Source organism: Pseudomonas sp. B21128, assembly GCF_044218865.1.
Taxonomy (GTDB): Bacteria; Pseudomonadota; Gammaproteobacteria; order Pseudomonadales; family Pseudomonadaceae; genus Aquipseudomonas; species Aquipseudomonas iridis.
Genome location: NZ_CP162590.1, coordinates 5,699,743 through 5,720,997, shown reverse-complemented (window position 1 = coordinate 5,720,997; position 21,255 = coordinate 5,699,743). Strand labels below are relative to the sequence as shown.

General features: G+C 55.8%; 21 protein-coding genes and 1 tRNA gene. 16 read left to right on the top strand and 6 right to left on the bottom strand.

Annotation, left to right across the window (positions count from 1 at the left end):
- The first annotated feature begins 68 nt into the window (after positions 1-68).
- From rpoE to AB4P91_RS25790, 4 genes are all read left to right on the top strand, one after another.
- Positions 69-650, top strand: coding sequence for an RNA polymerase sigma factor RpoE (rpoE, locus tag AB4P91_RS25805; RefSeq protein ID WP_003172477.1), 582 nt, complete (start codon positions 69-71; stop codon positions 648-650).
- A 30-nt stretch (positions 651-680) separates the two neighbouring features.
- Entirely contained in the window at positions 681-1,268 is a 588-nt protein-coding gene (locus AB4P91_RS25800; protein ID WP_150687814.1) for a sigma-E factor negative regulatory protein, read from the top strand.
- Positions 1,269-1,276: 8 nt separating this feature from the next.
- Entirely contained in the window at positions 1,277-2,242 is a 966-nt protein-coding gene (locus tag AB4P91_RS25795; protein WP_395603968.1) for a MucB/RseB C-terminal domain-containing protein, read from the top strand.
- Between the two features lie 207 nt (positions 2,243-2,449).
- Positions 2,450-3,880, top strand: a complete 1,431-nt coding sequence (locus tag AB4P91_RS25790; RefSeq protein WP_042558069.1) for a DegQ family serine endoprotease — start codon at positions 2,450-2,452, stop codon at positions 3,878-3,880.
- A gap of 80 nt (positions 3,881-3,960) precedes the next feature.
- Here the strand turns inward: AB4P91_RS25790 and AB4P91_RS25785 are convergent, their stop codons facing one another.
- The gene (locus AB4P91_RS25785) at positions 3,961-5,394 is read right to left on the bottom strand and encodes a M48 family metalloprotease (RefSeq protein WP_395603967.1); all 1,434 of its coding nucleotides are present in this window, start codon (positions 5,392-5,394) and stop codon (positions 3,961-3,963) included.
- Positions 5,395-5,493: 99 nt separating this feature from the next.
- Here AB4P91_RS25785 and AB4P91_RS25780 point away from each other — a divergent pair, with 99 nt between their 5' ends.
- Together AB4P91_RS25780 and AB4P91_RS25775 are read left to right on the top strand one after the other, a co-directional pair.
- Complete coding sequence (locus AB4P91_RS25780; RefSeq protein WP_150594373.1) at positions 5,494-5,733, top strand: sulfurtransferase TusA family protein; 240 nt, start codon at positions 5,494-5,496, stop codon at positions 5,731-5,733.
- A gap of 33 nt (positions 5,734-5,766) precedes the next feature.
- A complete protein-coding gene (locus AB4P91_RS25775) occupies positions 5,767-6,837 on the top strand; it encodes an AI-2E family transporter (RefSeq protein WP_395603966.1) in 1,071 nt (356 codons plus the stop codon).
- Between the two features lie 74 nt (positions 6,838-6,911).
- Here AB4P91_RS25775 and AB4P91_RS25770 read toward each other — a convergent pair whose 3' ends face one another.
- Both AB4P91_RS25770 and AB4P91_RS25765 read right to left on the bottom strand, forming a co-directional pair.
- On the bottom strand, positions 6,912-7,385 hold the full coding sequence (locus tag AB4P91_RS25770; protein WP_150594372.1) for a peroxiredoxin: 474 nt from the start codon (positions 7,383-7,385) through the stop codon (positions 6,912-6,914).
- Between the two features lie 10 nt (positions 7,386-7,395).
- A complete protein-coding gene (locus AB4P91_RS25765) occupies positions 7,396-7,956 on the bottom strand; it encodes a glycine cleavage system protein R (protein ID WP_047300076.1) in 561 nt (186 codons plus the stop codon).
- Between the two features lie 337 nt (positions 7,957-8,293).
- Between AB4P91_RS25765 and dapA the strand changes: the two genes are divergently transcribed.
- From dapA to AB4P91_RS25725, 8 genes are all read left to right on the top strand, one after another.
- Positions 8,294-9,172, top strand: coding sequence for a 4-hydroxy-tetrahydrodipicolinate synthase (gene dapA, locus AB4P91_RS25760; protein ID WP_042558075.1), 879 nt, complete (start codon positions 8,294-8,296; stop codon positions 9,170-9,172).
- 17 nt (positions 9,173-9,189) lie between these two features.
- On the top strand, positions 9,190-10,305 hold the full coding sequence (gene bamC / locus AB4P91_RS25755) for an outer membrane protein assembly factor BamC (RefSeq protein ID WP_150594370.1): 1,116 nt from the start codon (positions 9,190-9,192) through the stop codon (positions 10,303-10,305).
- Positions 10,306-10,309: 4 nt separating this feature from the next.
- Entirely contained in the window at positions 10,310-11,071 is a 762-nt protein-coding gene (locus AB4P91_RS25750) for an MBL fold metallo-hydrolase (protein ID WP_395603965.1), read from the top strand.
- Between the two features lie 28 nt (positions 11,072-11,099).
- Complete coding sequence (gene purC, locus AB4P91_RS25745) at positions 11,100-11,813, top strand: phosphoribosylaminoimidazolesuccinocarboxamide synthase (protein WP_042558078.1); 714 nt, start codon at positions 11,100-11,102, stop codon at positions 11,811-11,813.
- Between the two features lie 83 nt (positions 11,814-11,896).
- Positions 11,897-11,986: transfer RNA gene (locus AB4P91_RS25740), tRNA-Ser, on the top strand.
- A gap of 462 nt (positions 11,987-12,448) precedes the next feature.
- The gene (locus AB4P91_RS25735) at positions 12,449-13,477 is read left to right on the top strand and encodes a glycosyltransferase family 2 protein (protein WP_395603964.1); all 1,029 of its coding nucleotides are present in this window, start codon (positions 12,449-12,451) and stop codon (positions 13,475-13,477) included.
- A 136-nt stretch (positions 13,478-13,613) separates the two neighbouring features.
- Entirely contained in the window at positions 13,614-14,027 is a 414-nt protein-coding gene (locus tag AB4P91_RS25730; protein ID WP_150594368.1) for a GtrA family protein, read from the top strand.
- A gap of 66 nt (positions 14,028-14,093) precedes the next feature.
- Positions 14,094-16,673 (top strand): hypothetical protein, encoded by a 2,580-nt coding sequence (locus tag AB4P91_RS25725; protein WP_395603963.1) that lies wholly within the window; start codon positions 14,094-14,096, stop codon positions 16,671-16,673.
- A gap of 184 nt (positions 16,674-16,857) precedes the next feature.
- Here the strand turns inward: AB4P91_RS25725 and AB4P91_RS25720 are convergent, their stop codons facing one another.
- Positions 16,858-17,049, bottom strand: a complete 192-nt coding sequence (locus AB4P91_RS25720; protein WP_150597308.1) for a DUF1508 domain-containing protein — start codon at positions 17,047-17,049, stop codon at positions 16,858-16,860.
- A 247-nt stretch (positions 17,050-17,296) separates the two neighbouring features.
- Between AB4P91_RS25720 and AB4P91_RS25715 the strand changes: the two genes are divergently transcribed.
- Positions 17,297-18,217, top strand: a complete 921-nt coding sequence (locus AB4P91_RS25715; RefSeq protein ID WP_047300083.1) for a LysR substrate-binding domain-containing protein — start codon at positions 17,297-17,299, stop codon at positions 18,215-18,217.
- A gap of 70 nt (positions 18,218-18,287) precedes the next feature.
- Positions 18,288-18,647, top strand: coding sequence for a 5-carboxymethyl-2-hydroxymuconate Delta-isomerase (locus tag AB4P91_RS25710; protein ID WP_047300084.1), 360 nt, complete (start codon positions 18,288-18,290; stop codon positions 18,645-18,647).
- Here AB4P91_RS25710 and AB4P91_RS25705 read toward each other — a convergent pair.
- A complete protein-coding gene (locus AB4P91_RS25705) occupies positions 18,644-19,579 on the bottom strand; it encodes a LysR family transcriptional regulator (RefSeq protein WP_150594364.1) in 936 nt (311 codons plus the stop codon). The two genes, AB4P91_RS25710 and AB4P91_RS25705, sit on opposite strands and share 4 nt — an antisense overlap.
- 185 nt (positions 19,580-19,764) lie before the next feature.
- A complete protein-coding gene (locus tag AB4P91_RS25700; RefSeq protein ID WP_395603962.1) occupies positions 19,765-20,949 on the bottom strand; it encodes a cyanate transporter in 1,185 nt (394 codons plus the stop codon).
- Positions 20,950-21,255: the final 306 nt, after the last annotated feature.

Here is a 21,255-nt window from a genome sequence, read left to right as displayed (position 1 = left end):
CGAGTCTATGTTTGCAAGTCTGGTCGTTTAGTTATGCAAGTCTCCTCCGGGCCTATCGAGGAGTGTTCATGCTAACCCAGGAAGAGGATCAGCAGCTGGTCGAGCGCGTTCAACGTGGCGACAAGCGAGCTTTCGATCTGCTGGTGCTGAAATATCAGCACAAAATTCTCGGGTTGATCGTGCGGTTTGTGCACGACACCCATGAAGCCCAGGACGTCGCTCAGGAAGCCTTTATCAAGGCGTATCGAGCACTTGGAAACTTTCGCGGTGACAGTGCGTTTTATACGTGGCTGTACCGTATTGCCATCAACACGGCAAAGAATTACCTCGTTTCACGCGGCCGTCGGCCGCCTGATAGCGACGTAAGTTCTGAGGATGCGGAGTTCTACGACGGCGATCATGGCCTCAAGGATCTCGAGTCTCCAGAACGAGCACTGTTGCGGGATGAGATCGAAGGCACCGTCCATCGAACCATTCAGCAACTTCCAGAGGATTTACGTACGGCTTTAACTTTACGTGAATTCGATGGTCTGAGTTACGAGGACATTGCGAGCGTCATGCAGTGTCCGGTGGGTACCGTGCGCTCCCGGATTTTCCGCGCTCGGGAGGCCATCGATAAAGCCCTGCAGCCGTTGTTGCAGGAAAACTGAGACAGCGGCGACAGCCAAGAGAGGAACGCCATGAGTCGTGAAGCCCTGCAGGAATCGCTGTCCGCAGTGATGGATAACGAAGCGGACGAACTGGAATTGCGTCGAGTGATTAATGCACTGGACGACGTTGAAACCCGTGAAACCTGGGCTCGTTACCAGATCGCTCGGGCAGCCATGCACAAGGATCTGCTGCTGCCACGTCTGGATATCGCTGCGGCAGTGTCTGCTGCGCTGGAAGACGAAACGGCTCCGGCCAAAGTATCTCGCAGCCCATGGCGCAACCTCGGCCGTCTGGCTGTTGCAGCCTCGGTAACTGTTGCTGTTCTGGCTGGTGTTCGCCTGTACAACCAGGACGAAATTGCCGGTGTTGAACTGGCTCAGCAAACTAACCAGCCGACCCTGGCCACTCCACAGGTCAAAGGCCCGGCTGTTCTGGCAGGCTACAGTGAGAGCTCCGAAGCCACGGGCCCTATGGCCAACGGTGTTTTGCAAGGTCAGCCGGGGTGGCATGACCAGCGTCTGCCAAGCTACCTGCGCCAGCATGCTCAGCAAGCTGCGCTCAAGGGTACTGAAAGCGCGTTGCCTTATGCACGTGCCGCAAGCCTGGAAAACCAATAAGGAGGATCATGCGCGCCATACCTCTACTTTCGCTTCTGCTCAGTGGCTGGTTCGTTGTTCCAGCCCACGCTGATGAGGCCCAGGACTGGTTGATCCGTCTGGGCCAGGCCGAGCAGCAGCAAAGCTTTCACGGTACTTTCGTTTACGAGCGTAACGGTAGTTTTTCTACCCATAACATCTGGCATCGTGTCCAGAATGGTCAGGTCCGCGAGCGTTTGCTTCAGCTCGACGGTTCGGCACAGGAAGTCGTGCGCATTGATGGACATACTCAATGCGTCAGCGGCACTCTGATTGCAGGACTGGGAGGTTCTCCGAACGCTGCCGCTCGTCCTCTCGATCCCAAAAAGCTGAAAAACTGGTATGAACTTGCCGTCGTTGGCAAGTCGCGTGTGGCTGGTCGAGACGCAGTGATCGTATCGCTGACGCCTCGTGACCAGCACCGATACGGTTTTGAGTTGCACCTGGACAAGCAGACCGGTTTGCCGCTGAAGTCGTTGTTGTTGAACGACAAGGGCCAATTGCTCGAACGTTTCCAGTTCACCACCCTCGATACTGACAATGTCCCGACGGATAAAGACTTGCTGGCAGATGCCGACTGCAAGGTTATTACCCTCGACAGTGACAAGGCCTCTGCCGTCAAGACCGCCCAAATGTGGCATTCGGACTGGCTGCCGCCGGGTTTTGAGCTGACCAGCAGCACCTCGCACAAAGACCCGCAAACCAAAGCTCAGGTGACTAGCCTGATGTACGACGATGGTCTAGCGCGTTTTTCGGTTTTCCTTGAGCCTTTGAACGGCGCTACCGTTACCGACACCCGGACCCAGTTAGGCCCGACTGTCGCGGTATCCCGACGCCTGACGACACCTGAAGGCGAAATAATGGTGACGGTTGTCGGCGAGATTCCGATTGGCACCGCCGAACGAATTGCGCTGTCGATGCGTAATCAAGATGTCTCTGCAACCAGCAAGCAGTGAGTTGATTTCATTCATTTCCACCTCGTCGTCGAGACCTGGAAATGTTTGCTGAGCATTTTCATTTGCAAATACTCCAAAAGTTTTTTATAGGTCAGAGCCTCACGGCTCTGGCCTTGTTTGTTGTTCCCGGAACAAAAATGCCGGACTGTGGTTTCCGGTGTTCCTTGCTCCATATCGCTTAACCCTGCTCGTCGTAACGGGAGCTGTATGTCGATACCTAGCTTGAAGTCTTATCTCTCCATTTTCGCCACCGTGCTGTTGCTCGGTCAGGCAATCCCTGCCGCGCAAGCGGCCGATCTGCCTGATTTCACCCAACTGGTCGAACAGGCTTCGCCGGCGGTGGTGAACATCAGTACCACGCAGAAACTGCCGGATCGCAAAGTCAACCAGCAGATGCCTGATCTTGAAGGCTTGCCGCCAATGCTGCGCGAGTTCTTCGAGCGCGGCATGCCACCTCAGCAACGTTCGCCGCGTGGCGATCGTCAGCGTGAAGCACAGTCGCTGGGTTCGGGTTTTATCATTTCCCCGGATGGCTACATCCTGACGAATAACCACGTGATTGCCGATGCAGACGAGATTCTCGTCCGTCTGGCTGATCGCAGCGAAATGAAAGCCAAACTGGTCGGCACCGATCCGCGTTCCGACGTGGCCCTGCTGAAAATCGAAGGGAAGGATCTGCCCGTACTCAAACTCGGCAAATCCCAGGATTTGAAAGCTGGTCAGTGGGTAGTGGCAATCGGTTCGCCATTCGGCTTTGACCACACCGTTACCCAAGGCATCGTCAGCGCCGTTGGGCGCAGCCTGCCGAATGAAAACTACGTGCCGTTCATCCAGACCGACGTGCCGATCAACCCGGGCAACTCCGGCGGCCCGCTGTTCAACCTGAACGGTGAAGTGGTCGGGATCAACTCGCAGATCTACACCCGTTCCGGCGGCTTCATGGGCGTTTCGTTCGCGATCCCTATCGATGTGGCGATGGACGTTTCCAATCAATTGAAGAGCGGTGGCAAGGTCAGCCGCGGCTGGCTGGGCGTGGTCATCCAGGAAGTGAACAAGGATCTGGCCGAATCGTTCGGCCTGGATAAACCGGCCGGTGCGCTGGTCGCACAGATTCAGGATGACGGTCCGGCTGCCAAGGGCGGTCTGCAAGTGGGCGACGTGATCCTGAGCATGAACGGTCAACCGATCGTCATGTCTGCCGATTTGCCGCATCTGGTTGGCGCACTGAAGTCTGGCGCGAAAGCCAATCTGGAAGTGATCCGTGAAGGTAAGCGCAAAAACGTCGAGCTGACGGTTGGCGCTATCCCGGATGAAGAAAAAGAGCTGGATGCGTTGCCGAAGTCCGGCGCTGAAACCAGTAGCAACCGCCTCGGCGTAGCCGTGGCCGAGCTGACGGCTGAGCAGAAAAAAACCTACGACCTCAAAGGTGGTGTGGTGATCAAGGAAGTGCAGGACGGTCCTGCCGCCCTGATCGGTCTGCAACCGGGTGATGTCATCACTCATCTGAACAACCAGGCCATCGGCTCCAGCAAGGAGTTCGCCGAGATCGCCAAGGCGCTGCCGAAGAACCGTTCGGTGTCGATGCGCGTTCTGCGTCAAGGTCGTGCGAGCTTCATCACCTTCAAGCTGGCTGAATAATCCGGATTGAGCGGTAAATAAAAACCGCCTCGAAAGAGGCGGTTTTTTTATGCCTGAAGCATTTCAATCGCGAAGAAGCGTCAGCCCATCATGTCCTTGACCATGCGCTCCTGCTCCATCAGTTCGCGCTGGCGGGCATCGATCCGCGAGGACAGCGGGAAGTTGCTGCCAGCCTTGCGCTTGGCGAAATCCAGTTGCTGGATCGCCTGACGGTAATCGCCGACCAAGGCAAAGTATTCGGCGCGCGCCTGGTGCAGGCCAATGATGTTGCCAGACAAACCACGGGTTTCGGCAACCTGATACCAGACATCCGGATCATCCGGGCGAGTCTTGAGCAATCCCTCCAGCGCTTTTTCGGCATCGGCCGCGCGGTTCTGCTTGAGCAGAAGATCGACTCGAACCTGATTCAGTGGATAGTTGCCGGGGTATTGCGTGAGCATTCGCTCAACCCGCGTCTGGGCATCGGGCAGGCGATTGTTGGTGATGTCCAGATCGACCTGAGCGAGGTTGTAGATGATCTCGTTCGGCGCTTTGGCCAGTAACTGTTTGAGGTTCTCCCGAGCTTCGTTCAACTGACCGCCCTTGATCTGCGCGATGGCCAGTCCATAGCGGGCCACGTCGTTTTGAGGGTTCTCGTCCAGTTGCGCACGGAAACGCTTGGCGCCCAGTCCTGGTGTTTCTTCGTAGACCAGCTGCACGCGGGCGCGGATCAGCTGATAACGCTTGGTGTCTTCAATGCCGCCGGTCTTGGCCTGCTCGGCGCGGTTGCGGGTGTCGGCGATCCGTGATTCGGTCACCGGGTGAGTCAGCAGGAATTCTGGTGGTTTGGCATCGAAGCGGTATTGACGCATCAAGCGCTCGAACATGGTTGGCATCGAGCGTGGGTCGTATCCAGCCTTTTCCAGATTGAGGATGCCGATACGGTCGGCCTCCTGCTCGTTCTGGCGGGAGAAACGGCGCTGCTCCTGAAGCGCCGCTGCCTGAGTACCGGCAATGGTCGCGATCCCGGCGTCACCGCCGCCGGCCGCTGCAATCACGATACCGGCCAGCAGCGCCGCCATCATCGGGACTTGCATGCGCTGCGAAGCTTCGACGCCGCGCGCAAAGTGGCGCTGCGACAAGTGAGCCAATTCGTGAGCCAGCACCGAAGCGTATTCGCCCTCGGTCTGTGCGTTGAGGAACAAACCACCATTGACCCCGACCACGCCGCCCGGCGCCGCGAAGGCGTTGAGCTGCGGGCTGTTGATCAGGATGAATTCCAGACGTCGGTCGCTGACCTGGCTGGTCTCCACCAGCTTGTAAACGCTGGATTCGACGTAGTCTTTGAGTTGCGGATCATTGAGCTGTGAAACCTGGCTGCGCAACATGGCCAGCCAGGCGCGACCGAGCTGGTATTCCTGTTGGGGCGAGACAATGGCAGAGCTGGCGTCGCCGAGTGACGGTAGATCGTCGGCAAAGCCTGGTGAGGCGAGCAGGCAAGCGAGCGTCAGCAGGGTAGGGCGCAGAAAAGTCATGCACAAAGCCTTAGAAGACAAAGACCTTACTGTAGCCGGACACCGGGCTTGCGACCAGATATTCTAGGCTGCTCGACTGACCGGATCCGGAGTGACGCAATGACTGACGCTTTAGCCCATGACGCAGAACTGGACGCCAGCGGCCTGAATTGTCCGTTACCGCTGCTCAAGGCAAAAATGGAACTCAACAAGCTTGCAAGCGGCGCGGTGCTCAAGGTGATCGCCACCGATGCGGGCTCCCAGCGCGACTTCCGCACCTTTGCCAGGTTGGCCGGTCATGCTCTGCTGCGCGAAGAAGCCGAAGCCGGCGTCTACCTTTACTGGTTGAAAAAAGCCTGAAACCGACAGCGTCAAAAAACCCAAGGATTATTGATGTTCAAAGTGTTACGCGACTGGATTCAGCGCTACTTCTCCGATGAAGAAGCCGTGGTGCTCGCCGTGCTGCTGGTGCTGGCGTTTACCGCGGTGCTCACCCTAGGCGGCATGTTGGCGCCGGTACTGGCCGGGATGGTGCTGGCGTACTTGATGCAGGGCCTGGTGGTGATGCTGGAGCGTCTGCGCGTACCAGGCGCTGTGGCGGTGGGATTGGTGTTTGCGCTGTTCATGGGCGCGCTGATGCTGTTCATTGTCGTGGTGTTGCCGCTGCTCTGGCACCAGTTGATTACGCTGTTCAATGAGCTGCCGGGCATGCTCGCCAAGTGGCAATCGTTGCTGTTGCTGCTACCGGAGCGCTATCCGCATCTGGTCTCCGATGAGCAAGTGTTGCAGGCGATCGAGGTGGCGCGCGGCGAGATCGGCAAGTTCGGCCAGTGGGCGTTGACGTTTTCGCTGTCGAGTCTGCCGCTGCTGGTGAACATCATGATCTATCTGGTGCTCGTGCCGATTCTGGTGTTCTTTTTCCTCAAGGATCGGGCAGTGATCGGCGAGTGGGTGCGCGGCTATTTACCGCGTGAGCGGGCGCTGATCACGCGAGTGGCGCAGGAAATGAACCGGCAGATCGCCAATTACATTCGCGGCAAAGGCATCGAGATCGTGATTTGCGGCGGTGTGACTTACATCGCTTTCGTCGCACTCGGGCTCAACTATGCCGCGCTGTTGGCGTTGCTGGTCGGTTTCTCGGTGGTGGTGCCGTATGTCGGCGCGGTGGTGGTGACCGTGCCGGTGCTGCTGATTGCGCTGTTCCAGTGGGGCTGGAGCGATCAATTCATTTATCTGATGGCGGTCTACGGAATCATCCAGACACTGGATGGCAACGTGCTTGTGCCGTTGCTGTTTTCCGAAGCGGTCAACCTGCACCCGGTGGCGATCATCTGTGCGGTGCTGTTGTTTGGTGGCTTGTGGGGGTTTTGGGGGGTGTTCTTTGCGATTCCCCTGGCGACGCTGTTCAAGGCAGTACTCGATGCCTGGCCGCGTAAGGAGCCCGCGGTGGCGCCGTTGCTTTAAAACAAAAGATCGCAGCCTGCGGCAGCTCCTCCAGTTTTCGGGAGGAGGCGCCTCAGGCTGCGATCTTTTGTTCCTCAGGCTTTATTCAGCGCTTGAGCAGCAGCCAGAACCGCATCCACATGCCCCGGCACTTTCACGCCACGCCATTCCTGGCGCAGCACGCCGTCCTTGTCAATCAGGAAGGTGCTGCGATCGACACCCAGGTATTCCTTGCCGTACAGCTTCTTGAGCTTGATCACGTCGAACAACTGGCAGACAGCCTCATCCTTGTCGCTGATCAGCTCGAACGGAAACTCCTGCTTGCCCTTGAAGTTCTCGTGAGACTTCAGGCTGTCGCGCGAGATACCGAAGATTTCCGTGTTGGCAGCCTTGAACGCCGCGTGCTGATCGCGAAAGCCCTGGCCTTGAGTGGTGCAGCCCGGGGTGCTGTCCTTTGGATAGAAATAAATCACCACTTGCTTGCCCTTCAGGGCAGACAGGCTGACGGTTTGCCCACTGGTGGCAGGTGCTTCGAAATCCGCAACCGGTTGGTCGATGACAACGGCCATGAAAGCTTCCTTACATTGGGTTTTGTGGGCGCCAGGGTTCGATCAGGGCATCGAGGTTCATGGCGTCGGAGAAATCCAGGAACTGGTCACGCAGCCAACTGATCTGGGTGCCGGCCGGCAGGGTCACGGTGAACGTGGCGTTGAGCATGGTGCCACCGGTCTGTGGTGCCTGATACGTGTCGCACGTCAGGTTTTCCAGTTCGACATTGTGATCCATGAAGAACTGGCACAGCTCATTGATGATGTCCGGACGGTACGCCGAGCTGACGTAAGCCACGTATGGCAGCGCCTGCGGACGGTTCTCCAGTGGGGCGCTACGCACCACGTTGACGGTGAACGCGTGCTTCTTGGCGAGACCTGACAGGCTGCCTTCCAGGCGTGCGAGGGCGTCCCAGCTGCCAGAGATTTCGAGAATCAGCGCGCTGCACTCGCCATGGCGGGTCAGGCGGGAAGTAACCACGGCGCAGCGATTTTCATGGCTGGCGCGGCACAGGACGTTAGTCAGCTCCATGGGGTTGGCGCCGAGGGCACTGATGACAAGGAATTGTTCGCGAACTGTGGGGGTGGACATGCAGCATTCCTAAAGCGATGAGCGGTCGGTAGGTTTACGGGCGTTGATCGCCGCAGAGTGCCCGTGTGCCCATTAAGGCTGTCCATTCAGAAAGCCCCGGCAAGCGCTCGCGGCTCGCTCCACTCAACGGGAGCGCGTCGATGCGACGCTGGAACGGGGCCTGGGAGGCCGAAAAGGGAGGCTGAAACCCGGCGTACAAGCTGATCAGTACCGATCAAAGTCTGAAGGGTAGCGAAAAGCGGCGCCAAGGGGAATGGCGGCAGCGCAGTACTTTGCTTGTGCAAGCATCTTGGCGCCAGTACCATTACCGCTCTCTTTTTCCGGCAGGAGCGGTTTCATGATTGCGGGCAGTATGGTGGCACTGGTCACTCCCATGGATGCACAAGGGCGTCTTGACTGGGACAGCCTCAGCAAACTCGTGGACTTCCACCTCAAGAACGGCACCCATGCCATTGTCGCGGTCGGTACTACCGGCGAGTCGGCAACCCTTGATGTAGAAGAACACATCGCCGTCATCAAAGCCGTGGTCAAACAGGTTGCAGGCCGTATTCCGGTCATCGCCGGCACTGGCGCCAACTCGACCCGCGAAGCCGTCGAGCTGACCCGCAACGCCAAGGAAGCCGGCGCCGATGCCTGCCTGCTGGTCGTTCCGTACTACAACAAGCCGACTCAGGAAGGCTTGTATCAGCATTTCAAACACATCGCTGAATCGGTCGACATCCCACAGATTCTCTACAACGTTCCCGGCCGCACGTCTTGCGACATGCAGGCCGAGACCGTGATTCGCCTGTCCACCGTGCCGAACATCATCGGCATCAAGGAAGCCACCGGCGACCTGGTTCGTGCCAAAGCGATCATCGATGGCGTGAGCAAGGACTTCATCGTGCTGTCCGGCGATGATCCGACCGCCGTCGAGCTGATCCTGCTGGGCGGCAAGGGCAATATCTCGGTGACAGCCAACGTCGCTCCGCGCGAAATGGCTGATCTGTGCGAGGCCGCGCTCAAGGGCGACGCCGAGACCGCACGGGCCATCAACGAAAAACTGATGCCGCTGCACAAAGACCTGTTCATCGAAGCCAACCCGATTCCGGTGAAGTGGGCTTTGGTTGAAATGGGCCTGATGCACGAAGGCATCCGCCTGCCACTCACCTGGCTGAGCACTCCTTGTCATGAAACGCTTCGCTCGGCCCTGCGCCAGTGCAGCGTCCTGGTTTAATTGAGGAAGTACAACGCATGAAGCGAATGGCCGGACTTTCCGCACTTGCCTTGATTATCTCCAGCACCAGCGGCTGTGGATGGGTCTGGGGGCCGGAAGGTTATTTCCGCGACCGTGGTAGCGATTACCTACAAGCGCAACAGACTGCACCGATGCAACTGCCAGCGGATGTAAGCACTTCCAAGCGTCTGGATCCGCTGTTGCCGATCCCGCGCAACGTTGCTGACGACACCGCCAAGGGTGAGTACGTGGTTCCGCGTCCGCAGCCGTTGTCGGCCGTGGCCGATGCCAGCGACTACTCGCTGCAGAAGAGCGGCGATACCCGTTGGGTCGTGGCCCAGCATCCACCGGCCGAAGTCTGGCCAGTGGCTGTGCAGTTCTTCCAGGATAACGGTTTCCGTCTGGACGAACAGCGTCCACAAACCGGCGAATTCACCACCACCTGGCAGCACTCCGACGAACTGTCCGCCGCCATGGCCAAACGTCTGAGCGCGGCCGGTATCGCCAGCGACAGCGAAACCCGCGTTCGTGTGCGGATCGAGCCAGGCGTGCAGCGCAACACCAGTGAAATCTACGTGGTCAGCGCCGAGCGTCCTGCCGGCAGCAGCGCCGATGTGGCCTTCACCAACCGTTCGGTCAACACGGGTCTGGACGCTGCTCTGGTCGACGACATGCTCGCGAGCATGAACCGTATCTCCGAGAAGGGCGGTTCTGTGTCGATGCTGGCGTCCCGTGATTTCGATACTCCGAGCCGCGTCAGTCTCAACGAAGACGGCAGCGGTAACCCGGTGTTGAACGTCGGTACCGACCTTGACCGTGCCTGGTCGAGCGTTGGTCGCGCACTGGAACAAGGCGAATGGCGCGTTGAAGACATCAACCGCAGCCTTGGCCTGTACTACATCAACCTGGCCGAAAAAGCCGAGAACAAAGACGACAAGCCTGGTTTCTTCAGCGGCCTGTTCGGCAGCGCGCCGAGCAAGGAAGAAGTGGAAGCCCGTGCCGAGCGTTATCAGGTTCGCCTGAGCAAGGTTGGCGAGAACATTCAGGTGACCGTCGAGAAAAACATCAACACCGTTGCGCCGGCTGAAGTGGCGCGCAAAGTGTTGAGCGTCATTCAGGACAACCTGGGCTGATCACATGCGTTTTGCCGTTCTCGGCAGCGGTAGCCAAGGGAACGGCACGCTGATCGCCAGTGCTGATACGTATGTGCTGGTGGATTGTGGTTTTTCCCTGCGGGAAACCGAAAAACGCCTGTTGCGCCTGGGTGTCAACCCGACGCAACTGAGCGCGATACTCGTAACCCACGAACATGCCGACCACGTGCATGGCGTGGGTTTGCTGTCTCGGCGCTACAATCTGCCGGTCTACCTCAGTCGCGGCACACTGCGCGGGATGCGCAAACCGATTGAACCCGCAGGCTTTCTGGCCGGCGGCGAGCAGCTGCAGATCGGTGCACTGAACATCGGGGTCATTGCCGTGGCCCACGATGCGCAGGAGCCGACCCAGTATGTATTCAGTGACATCGAGCAGCGGCGCTTCGGCCTGCTGACCGATCTGGGTTCCTACTGCGAGCGGGTGCTGGAGGGTTTTCGGGATCTCGATGCGTTGATGATCGAATCCAACCATTGCCGTGACATGCTGGCCCGTGGTCACTACCCGTACTTTCTCAAGCAGCGGGTGGGCGGCGAGCTGGGACATTTGAACAATCATCAGGCGGCATTCCTGGTGTCCGAGCTGGGCTGGCAGGGGCTGCAACACCTGGTCCTGGCTCATCTGAGCAGCAAGAACAACTTGCCGCAGCTGGCCCGACAATGTTTTGTCGACACCCTTGGGTGCGACCCGGACTGGCTGCAACTGGCCGATCAAGATTCAGGGCTCGACTGGCGCCACATCGCCTAGCCCACCTACTTAGCAAGCGGAGCCCATCATGGAAAAACGTGAAGAACTCTACCGCGGCAAAGCCAAATCGGTGTACAAGACCGACGACGCTGACCGCTTGATCCTGCTGTTTCGCAACGACACGTCGGCGTTCGACGGCAAGCGCATCGAACAGCTCGACCGCAAAGGCATGGTGAACAACAAGTTCAACGCCTTCATCATGCAGAAACTCGAAGCGGCCGGCATTCCGACCCAATTCGACAAGCTGCTGGGCGACAACGAGTGCCTGGTGAAGAAGCTGGACATGATCCCGGTCGAGTGCGTCGTGCGTAACTACGCTGCGGGCAGCCTGGTCAAGCGCTTGGGTGTGGAAGAGGGCATCAAGCTCAATCCGTACACCTTCGAACTGTTCTTGAAGGACGACGCCAAGGGCGACCCGTTCATCAACGAATCCCACGTCGTGGCATTCGGCTGGGGCACCGCCGAGCAACTGGTTCGCATGAAAGAACTGTCGCTCAAGGTCAACGAAGTCCTGAGCAAACTGTTCGACGACGCCGGCCTGTTGCTGGTCGACTTCAAGCTTGAATTTGGCGTGTTCAGCGACGGCTCCATCGTCCTGGGCGACGAGTTCAGCCCGGACGGCTGCCGTCTGTGGGATAAGGACACCAAGAAGAAGATGGACAAAGACCGCTTCCGCCAGGGCCTCGGTGACGTTATCGAAGCCTACGAAGAAGTCGCCAATCGTCTGGGTGTACCGCTTTAATCGACGCAAGCATCTGATAGCACGTAGATTTTTTCGAAAGAGGGTTTGCTTTCGGTAAAAGTGTTGTTATGATGCGCGCCGTTGGAGAGATGCCAGAGTGGCCGAATGGGACGGATTCGAAATCCGTTGTACCTTCACCGGTACCTAGGGTTCGAATCCCTATCTCTCCGCCATACATAGAAAAAGCCCCGTAGCTGAAAAGCTACGGGGTTTTTTTTGCTCGCTTAAAATGTCGGTTGAGCACGTGTGGTACCCAAGGCTGCAGATTCCCGCTGTGGCACGCCCTCAGCGTCGCGCCCGGGGGTGTGAGTGCTGCAGGGCTCGTCGTCGAGCCGCTCCATCGTGGAACGATGCCGTGCATTTGAGATGAGTGAGCAGTCGCGAAGCGCAACAGGTTTGAAGGTTGGAATCATGCCTTTGTCGGGTCTAAACGGATGCGTTGATCAGGGAATCGCTTCCTAACAAGCACCTTTTGTGAGTAGAATTGTGCAGAAATATTTAAATAGCTTATCTCGAGTTATGTGTAGAGCCAATATCGAGATTACGCTGTTGGATAAGTAAATTGTTATGTGGTTGTTAAATTAATGTACTAAAAATATGAATGGTTTCTGCGTATTTACGCGGTAAATTGATTAATGATTTCAGGCAAAATTGGAATGCTGAACCCTATGAGTTTAAGTGATGCAACTCTAGATCTGTCGATCGTTGTACCGGTTTATCGAAGCGCTAGTATTTTGCCGGTGCTGGTACAGCAGATCCAGGAGTCCATGGACAGAGAAGGTCTTTCAAACAAGTTTGAGCTTATCCTTGTCAACGATGCAAGTCCCGATAACAGCTGGCATGTCATACAGTCTCTGGCTGAAACCCACGAATTTATACGAGGAATTAATCTTCGTCGAAACACTGGGCAGCACAATGCGATTATGGCGGGACTTAATAACGTTCGTGGTCGCATAGTTGCAATCATGGATGATGATCTTCAGCACCCACCAAGCGCCCTGAGTCAGGTGATGCGTGCGGTTGATGATGGGTATGATGTTTGTTACACGCGGTATATGAACAGAAAGCATGCGTGGTGGAAGCAAGCGGGTAGTCGCTTCAACGATTTCGTCGCCACACTGCTGCTGGGTAAGCCGCGCGGATTGTATCTTTCTTCTTTCAAGGCGATGCGTCGTGAGATTGTTGACGAAATAACAAAATACGATGGTCCGTATACTTATATAGACGGTCTGATCCTTGACGCAACCCAATCTATTACAGCCATTGATATTGAACACCAGGCCCGACACGAAGGTGAAAGCAACTATAATTTTCGCAGGTTGCTGTCCTTGTGGCTCAAGATGGCGACAAGCTTCTCGATACTTCCTTTGAGATTCGCCACCTACATGGGTTTTTCCTTGGCCGCGCTCAGTATGGTGATGGTGGTTTTTGTAGTGGTAGCGAAGTTGTTGCATCCAGAGTTTCCCCCAGGATGGGCTTCACTGATTGCGGTGGTTCTGTTTATTGGTGGTATTCAAACTTTATGTATTGGCATGGTGGGTGAGTACCTCGGTCGGACTTACTTGAAGCTGAATGGCAGGCAGCAGTTTATTATCGGTGGTACCACTTGGGATAAAAAAACAAGGGTGGTGGTAAGCGAAACTGAGCGCTCTCAGAGGTCGTAGATTCGGATTGCAATCACTGTTCATGTCAGATCCTTTTTAGATCTGACTGTGCGTGTTTGCAATAGGAGGGATCGGCTTGCGTAGAGGGCGACAGGTGGTGGGCTTGATATAGGCGTTGTAATGAGGGTTTATCTGTATGTCTAAATGGCGCGCTGAATCAGTTTATTTAAAACGCTATGCTGGAAGTGGTGCGTTTAATACGCTGGTCGGTTTTTCAATCATGTTCGCGATGATGTGGGCGGGTTTTTCACCCTTTATCGCTAATATAGTGGGTTATGCTGTAGGTTTTGTGTGTGGCTTCATTTTGTCCAAAAAAATCGTATTCCGTAGCAATGGAAGTTTCGTTGCCGAAAGTATGCGTTACCTGATTGCATTTTTTATTGCATTTCTGTTGAATTTTCTAGTTCTCCATCTTCTGCTGGACAGGTTCGGTGTTCACGCTGTGTTGGCCCAAATTGCCGCAGCGGTATGCTATACAGGTTCCATGTATTGTCTGACTCGTTTATACGTATTTTCTTCAGGTCTCCAGGCGAAGAAGGAGGGTGAGTAGTAAGTTTGCTCGTCGGAGGGGCAGAGTTAACGGATTTTTATAACGATTCAGAGTGACGGAGTAGGAATGTTTAACAAGAAGTTATCTTTTTTGTACTTATTATTCGGGGTGTGTGTTTTAGGTGGAGTCGCCCTGGTTTTTTATCGCTCAATGGGCGCTCTTCCCTTTACTGCGCGAGCGCTTTTTGTCTGTGTCGTAGTTTTTGTATTCGCCTTTGCCGGATGGTATGCGTCCCAGGCACTACGGCAATTGGGCAAAGCCAAATATTGGCTGTCTGGCGCTACTCTCCTGTTTGGACTGTTTTTACTGGGTGCCTTCGAGCCCAAATCTCAAAGCATAGAATCTGCCAACGTCAGCTATTCGGATGGCAAGCAGATCGAGAATGTAAAGCCGGAGGTTGTAGACGCGTGGGGGCGTCTGGCTAATGGCTATAATTTGCACCCCGCGTACAGTGATGCTGTAGTTCGAAATGCTTTGGCGGCGACTTTCTTGTCCCAGCCCAAAGAGATCAAGCTCTTGTTCACCAAGCCTTCGTATGCCCTGTATCAGTCCGATGGAAAACCAACCCAGAGCGATGGTATCTCGGTCGATCTCAAGGCGTTTGATAAGAATGGTCACCTCGGCTATTCGAATACCCTGACGATCCCTCAAAAGGATTTCTTGAACAACAAATGGGTTGAAAAATCAGTAAGTATGGACGCGGGGATTGCGTCTATTCAGGTTACGGTGGGCACGGGACCTCCTGGAAGTACGCCATACTTCGATTCGACTGTTGTCGTGTTCAAAATTTCCAGCGCGTATGATTACTTTGAATTTCTTGGAGTCGTCATTCTCGTCTGCATAGGTTTCTTCGTTGTAGCTTTGTCACTCGTAATGAATTTTGGCAAGTTTCTCGATGGGTTCAAATCCCGCGGAAAAAAAATATCATTTTTCACCTGTTTTAATTTTCTGCTGTTCTTTGCGTGTCTGGTGCTGGTGGCATATTGGTGTGAAAGTAGATCCGTGTCCGTTTATTATTGGGATTCCCGGAACTACTGGGAGAAAACCGAGGTTCTGTACGAACTGCTAAAAGCCGGTTTGGTGATGCAAGCGATAAGCACGTTTTTGACTGCTTACGCTGGTGAGTACTCCAATCTTCCTGCAATCGGCCCTGCTCTCCTGAGCTTGATCACAGGCAGTCCGACGCGAGTCAACTATACGCTTTCGATAACAATGCTATATGCGGTCCCCGCCTATATCATGCTCGCCTATATCGCCAAGTGTCTCGTCAATGGTGGCTCCCTCGCTTATAAAGCAGACGATAAGAGTTGGTGGATTCTCGCGAGCTTTCCTGTTTTCTTTGGTTTGTCCAATTACTTTGGCACAACCCTTCTACTGATGCCGGATATTGGCGGTGTCGTCCTGTATGCTGGTGCCTTGCTAAGTGCTTTTACCTTGGTTAAAGCTATTCAGGAGGAGGGGCCGCGAGAGAAGCCGTGGCAGATATCATCAACAATAGTCCGTTCCAGTATCACTCTGGGCGCCTTGTTTAGTCTGATGTTTATATTCCGACGCTGGTACATATTTGCAGTCGTTGGAATGGCCGTTGCTGTTCTGATCATTGTCCTGGTAGACATTGTTCGTGCGAAATTCGCGCGCGATATTATTTTTCGGGCGGTCTCGTCAGCGATCCTGATAGCTTTTGCAGTTCTGCCATTTCTGAGCTGGATATTATTCGCGTGGTCGCGGGATTTTGGACAGCACGACTATTCAAATTTGTATGCGTCCTATCGGTTTCCATTAAGCCGTGATATCGAGGTGTTCAAAGTCCTGTTTGGCTTCGCCGCTCCATTGTTATGCATTGTGGGTGGAGTGCTTTTGTACTTCATGGGCAATGCAAGACGATTGCTCTTTTTGCTGACGTTCTCGACATGTATGGCGTGGCTGCTTTTTTACTATGTTCAAAGCCCGTCGCGACATCATTTCCTGTTGCTCATGCCGATGTTCGGTGTGTTCCTGGCGGGGCTTTCCATGATTCTGGCGCGTCGTTTTGGATTCATGGCGGCGGTTGGTCTGACCCTGATATTAGTGTTGGGTGGAGGGCTGGCAACTCGGGGCGTGAGCGATAAGTACCATAATTCGTTCTTTGCAAGTTTTAATGACTGGTTGCCCCAGCAGCAAGTGTATAAGGATGGCTATATAGCGCTGTCCCACTGGCTTGTTTCGCCAGACAATGTGCAGAAAAAATTCTGTGTGATCGCGTCAGATGGGGCAATCAATCAGGGCATTTTCACAGAGCTTTGGCAAATAATGCCCGGTGCTTCCAAACATGCTTATGATCAACGTTTAGTATCGTTGGGCCAGGTGGATACGGTTGACGGGCCACCCAAGCCACCTGTCAGGGATTGTGAGATCTTTTTGGTAGGGGTGCCTTTCCTATCGCACCTGCGACCTGGCCAGCAATTCACGCTGGAGATCATTCAGCAAGACATGATCAACGGGACCGGAATAGGCTCAGCTGTGGACCGAACCCCCACGGTATTCCCGATGGGCGATAATGTTGAAATACGTGCCTATCAACGGGTGAGGAATATCACCGATGCGGAGTACGATAATCTCGTAAAGCGCTTCCTGGACAGTAAGGCTTCTCAAGAGACTCAACCGTAGTCAAATGGGGGGTAGGCCCTTTCTAGAAGGCTCAAGGCAGGCTTTTATCGATTCTTGACTTCTAACTGAAGTGAGCAATGATGCACCGCGAATTGAGACCCGCAGGATAAAACCTGGCGGGTCTTTTTTTGCGCAACCATTCAGCTCGGCACCTTCAGCCACCCTGCTGAATCGACTGGCTTGTTCAGATCTCCTTGATCGGCGTCTCCCCCTGTACACCCTTGATCAACGCGATCACGTGTAAACAATCCGCCTTGTTCACATACGACTCGCCACTGGCGATAGTCTCGTGATTGCCTGCGCGTAACCTCCAGCGCCATTGGCCTTTGCCGGTGCTTGGGGTGCCTCTGGATTGTCTGTAAATCTCGAAATACATTCAGTTCGCTCCATGCGATGTGTTCGTGCGACAGCCTGTTTGGCGCATCGACCCAAGCCTAACGCAGGCGGTTTTTTTGGCCATCGGACATTTGTTTCCAATCATTCTCGAATGTTTCTGAATAGTGCGGACTGGAGCGTAGTCATCGATATCTCATTGAACCGCTACATCGCGGCACAAAGGTTGATGGACGCCAGGCCCAAGGCCTTTCTACACTGCCGGTATTTCGGGGAGCAGGGGGCTATGGATGAACCGCAACGAACTACGCAAGGCTGACATCAACCTGATGGTGGTGTTCGAGACCTTGATGCTCGAACGCAACGTCACCCGCGCGGCGGAAAAGCTGTTTCTCGGCCAGCCGACCATCAGCTCGGCGCTCAACCGTTTGCGCACGATGCTCAACGATCCGTTGTTTATTCGCGTCGGCCACCGTATGGAGCCGACGGCCCGTGCCGAAGATATTTTTCGCCACCTCAAGCCTGCGCTGGATTCGCTGTCGGTGGCGCTGAGTCTGACCCGCGATTTCGATCCGGCGGTGAGCACCATGACCTTCCGCATCGGCCTGTCCGATGACGTAGAGTTCGGCCTGTTGCCGCCGCTGTTGCGCGCGCTGCGTCAGGAAGCACCGAGCGTTGTGTTCGTTGTGCAACACGTCGATTACTGGCGGATTCCCGACTTGCTGGCCGCCGGCGATATCACGGTCGGCATCAGCCAGACCCGTGGCCTGCCGGCCAATGCCAAGCGCAAACTGCTGCGGCACATTCAGCCGAGCATCTTGCGTGCCGACGCCTCCGATACGCCGCTGACCCTCGATGAATACTGTGCGCGTCCGCACGTGCTGGTGTCCCACACAGCCAACGTGAGCGGCTTCGCCGACGAGTGGCTGGCAGAACTCGGTCGTACCCGTCAGGTGGTGCTGTCGGTGCCGCAATACAGCGCATTGCCGGCGCTGTTGGCCGGCACCGACCTGATCGCCAGCCTGCCGGATTACACCGCCGCAGCCATGGCCACTTCCGGACTGCTGTTCAAGGAACCGTTCCCGTTCAAGACGCCGACGCTGGACCTGTCGATGGTCTGGCTCAGCCACGTCGACAGCGACCCGGCAGAGCGCTGGTTGCGCTCACGGCTTGAAGCGTTCATGAGCGAAAGACCTCTGATCCCGGCGTGATACCCCTCAGGGCGCTGCGATTGGCTGTGTTATATGTATGCCCCCCCAACCCGCTGACTGGAGCATCCCCATGCCACACCTGCACATGGAATACACCGCCAACCTGCCGCAGTTGAACGCCGACCTCGCGTTGATCCGGCTAAACAACACGCTGGTCGGTTCCGGTCAGTTCGCCGCCGAGTTCGATATCAAGAGCCGTGCGGTAAAGGTTGAAACCTTCAAAGTCGGCACGGCCATGGGCGAGCGGGCGTTTGTGCATGTGAAGCTGGCGCTGCTCAGCGGTCGTTCGGCGGAGACCAAGAAGCAGCTGTCGCAAAGTCTGCTGGCGGTGTTGCAGGAGCTTTGCGAATGGCCGGCCGGCGTCGAGGTGCAGTTATGTGTGGAACTGTTGGATATCGACCGCGAGTCCTACAGTAAAGCCGCCATTTAGCCTGCTTCCAGCTCGCTGCACACCTTGATCACTTGCTCGCGCAGCCACACGTTGGCGCTGTCCTGATCGGCGTTCTGGCTCCATTGCATATCGAGGGTGAATCCCGGCAGGCCATTGGGCGGCTCACAGTGATTAAACACCGCATCGTTGGTGAGTAAACGCTGGATGCGCCGGGGCAGGGTGAGGATGAAGTCGGTGCCGGTGATCATCTTGAGTGCGGCGCTGTAACTATTCGAGCGCGCGACGATCTGGCGTTTTTGTGCCTGCCGTGCCAGCCAACCGTCGACCATATTGGTGGTGGACGTCCAGGGTGTCGGGAACACATGCCGCCGCTCGGTGAACGCTTGCAGGCTCAGGCGCGGCTCAAGTGGGGTGGCGCGTTTGTCGAAGACGCAGACCAGGTCATCCTCCAGCAGCATTCGCGATTTCAGGTCAGTGTGGTGGCGGTGAAAATGGGGGCCGAAACTGATCACCAGATCGAGGCTGCCATCGCGCAATTCGTCGGCCGGGACGTCAGTTTCGAACTTGTGCACGTTGACCATCACCGGCAAGTCATCGAAGTCGAAACGTTTCAGCAGGCGCGGCAGAATCAGTTGCTCGAAGTATTCCGGGGCGCAGATGTTGAAAGTGACCGCTTGCTGGGTCGGGTTGAACACCGGGGCGCCGGCGTGGCACAGGTTGATACTTTCCAGAATCTTCTGCACATGGCCGTACATGCTGCAGGCCTTGTAGGTGGGGCGCATGCCGGTGCGAGTGTTGATGAATAGCTCGTCTTCGAAACTGGTGCGCAGTTTTTTCAGGCAATAACTGACGGTGGACTGACTGACAAACAGCGTTTCCGAAACATCGGTGACGCTGCTCTGCTCATACACGGCGACAAACACCATGAGATCCTGCATGTCGAGTTTTCGAAGCAAGTTACTGTTCAGCATCCGTACTGTCTCGCTGTGCTCCTTGCGCTGAATACGCGCAAACGTGTGCGAACGATCCTAACGGAACGATGGTGCCAGGACAAAGCCTTGTAGGACATTTCACGGACAGTTGTGGGACAGAAAGTTTTAGTAAGACGACTTCATCCATCAAACCGCTGAAACATGGCCAGAAGCCTCTAGCCCGTTCATTGGAACTGGCGAGCGTAATGCCGGGGATCGAATCGCCACACCATGACAAGCATGATCATCATCACTGCGGTCAGTGACCACCACGCCCATTCGAAGCTGCCCAGCTGATCGCGGATCATACCCGCCATCAGTGGCGAGAGCCCGGCAATCAGATAGCCGATTCCCTGTACGAAGGCGGTCAGACCTCCGGCGCGCTGCGGGTTGTCGAGGTGATCGAGCGAGACGATCAGGCTCATCGGAAACAGGCCGCCAATCCCCAGACCCAGCAGGCAGGGCCACAACAGACTGAGGAATTGCGGGCTGAGGATCAGTCCACAGAAACCGCCAATGATCAGCCCGAGCAGCGCCATCAGCACCACACGACGATCACGGCTGCGATGGGCGATGGCGGGCACTACCAGGCCGGAAATCACCTCCATGGCGGTCAGAAAACCTAACAACAGCCCGGCGTTTTGTTCGCTCCAGCCTTTTTCAACGTAATACGGCGCGAGCCAGGCGAGAACGCACGTGTAGGACGCTGTCCCCAGACCGAAGAAGATTGCGAGCAACCAGGCGCGGGAATGTGTGAAGAAGGATTGTTTCCTTACAACGGGTGCCGAGTCCCGAAGCGTATTCGCCCGCTGTGCCCACCAGAACAACAATGCCAGCAGTGCCAGCCCTGCCCATATCGCCAGACCGACACGCCAACTGCCAGTGCGTGACATGACCAGTGGTGCAAACGAGGCGGCGATGGCCGCGCCGCCCATGATCGAGGTCACATACAGGCCCATGCACAGTGTCACGTTGTCGGGAAATCGCGATTTGATGAGCGCTGGCATCAAGGCCTGAATCAGTGCGATCCCGAACCCGGCGAGCACGGCACTGACAATCAGCTCGGCGGCCGAATCAACAAACAGGCGTGCCACGGTCGCCAGGCCAATGATGGCCAGCGACGTCAGTACCGTGCGTTGCTCGCCGAGGCGCTGGCTGATGCCCATTGCAGAAAACATTGCCAATCCCATCGCCATGACAGGGAGCATCGTCAGCAGCGAGGCGACGCTGAAACTCAACGCAATATCGCCGCGTATTGCCGATAACAACGGACCAACTGCCGCCATCGATGGGCGCAGGTTAAGGCCTACCAAGACGATGCCGAGCATGAGCCAGGTTGCGGGGCGGGTGGTGATGCGGACGTTTTCCATGTTCAGACCTTAAAACCGAAGGCTGACGATTAGGCGTGCACTCACCTGACGGGGGCAAACCAGAAAATCCACGACCCTACCTAAAAATCCAATAATGCCGATCCCGGTAGGAGGATCCTGCGATTCGCTGAACCAGACCTGAATCATTCCCAAATACTCTGCAAGTTTTGGCTTATAGCCATCAACCAACTATTCGTTGGCTTCTTTTTCACAAAAAATTGATGGTTGCCTGCTTAAAGTTTGTGCTGTCTAAGTCAATGAACTTTTCACGATTGGCGATGGCACTTCTCTTCAGGAATATCCTTA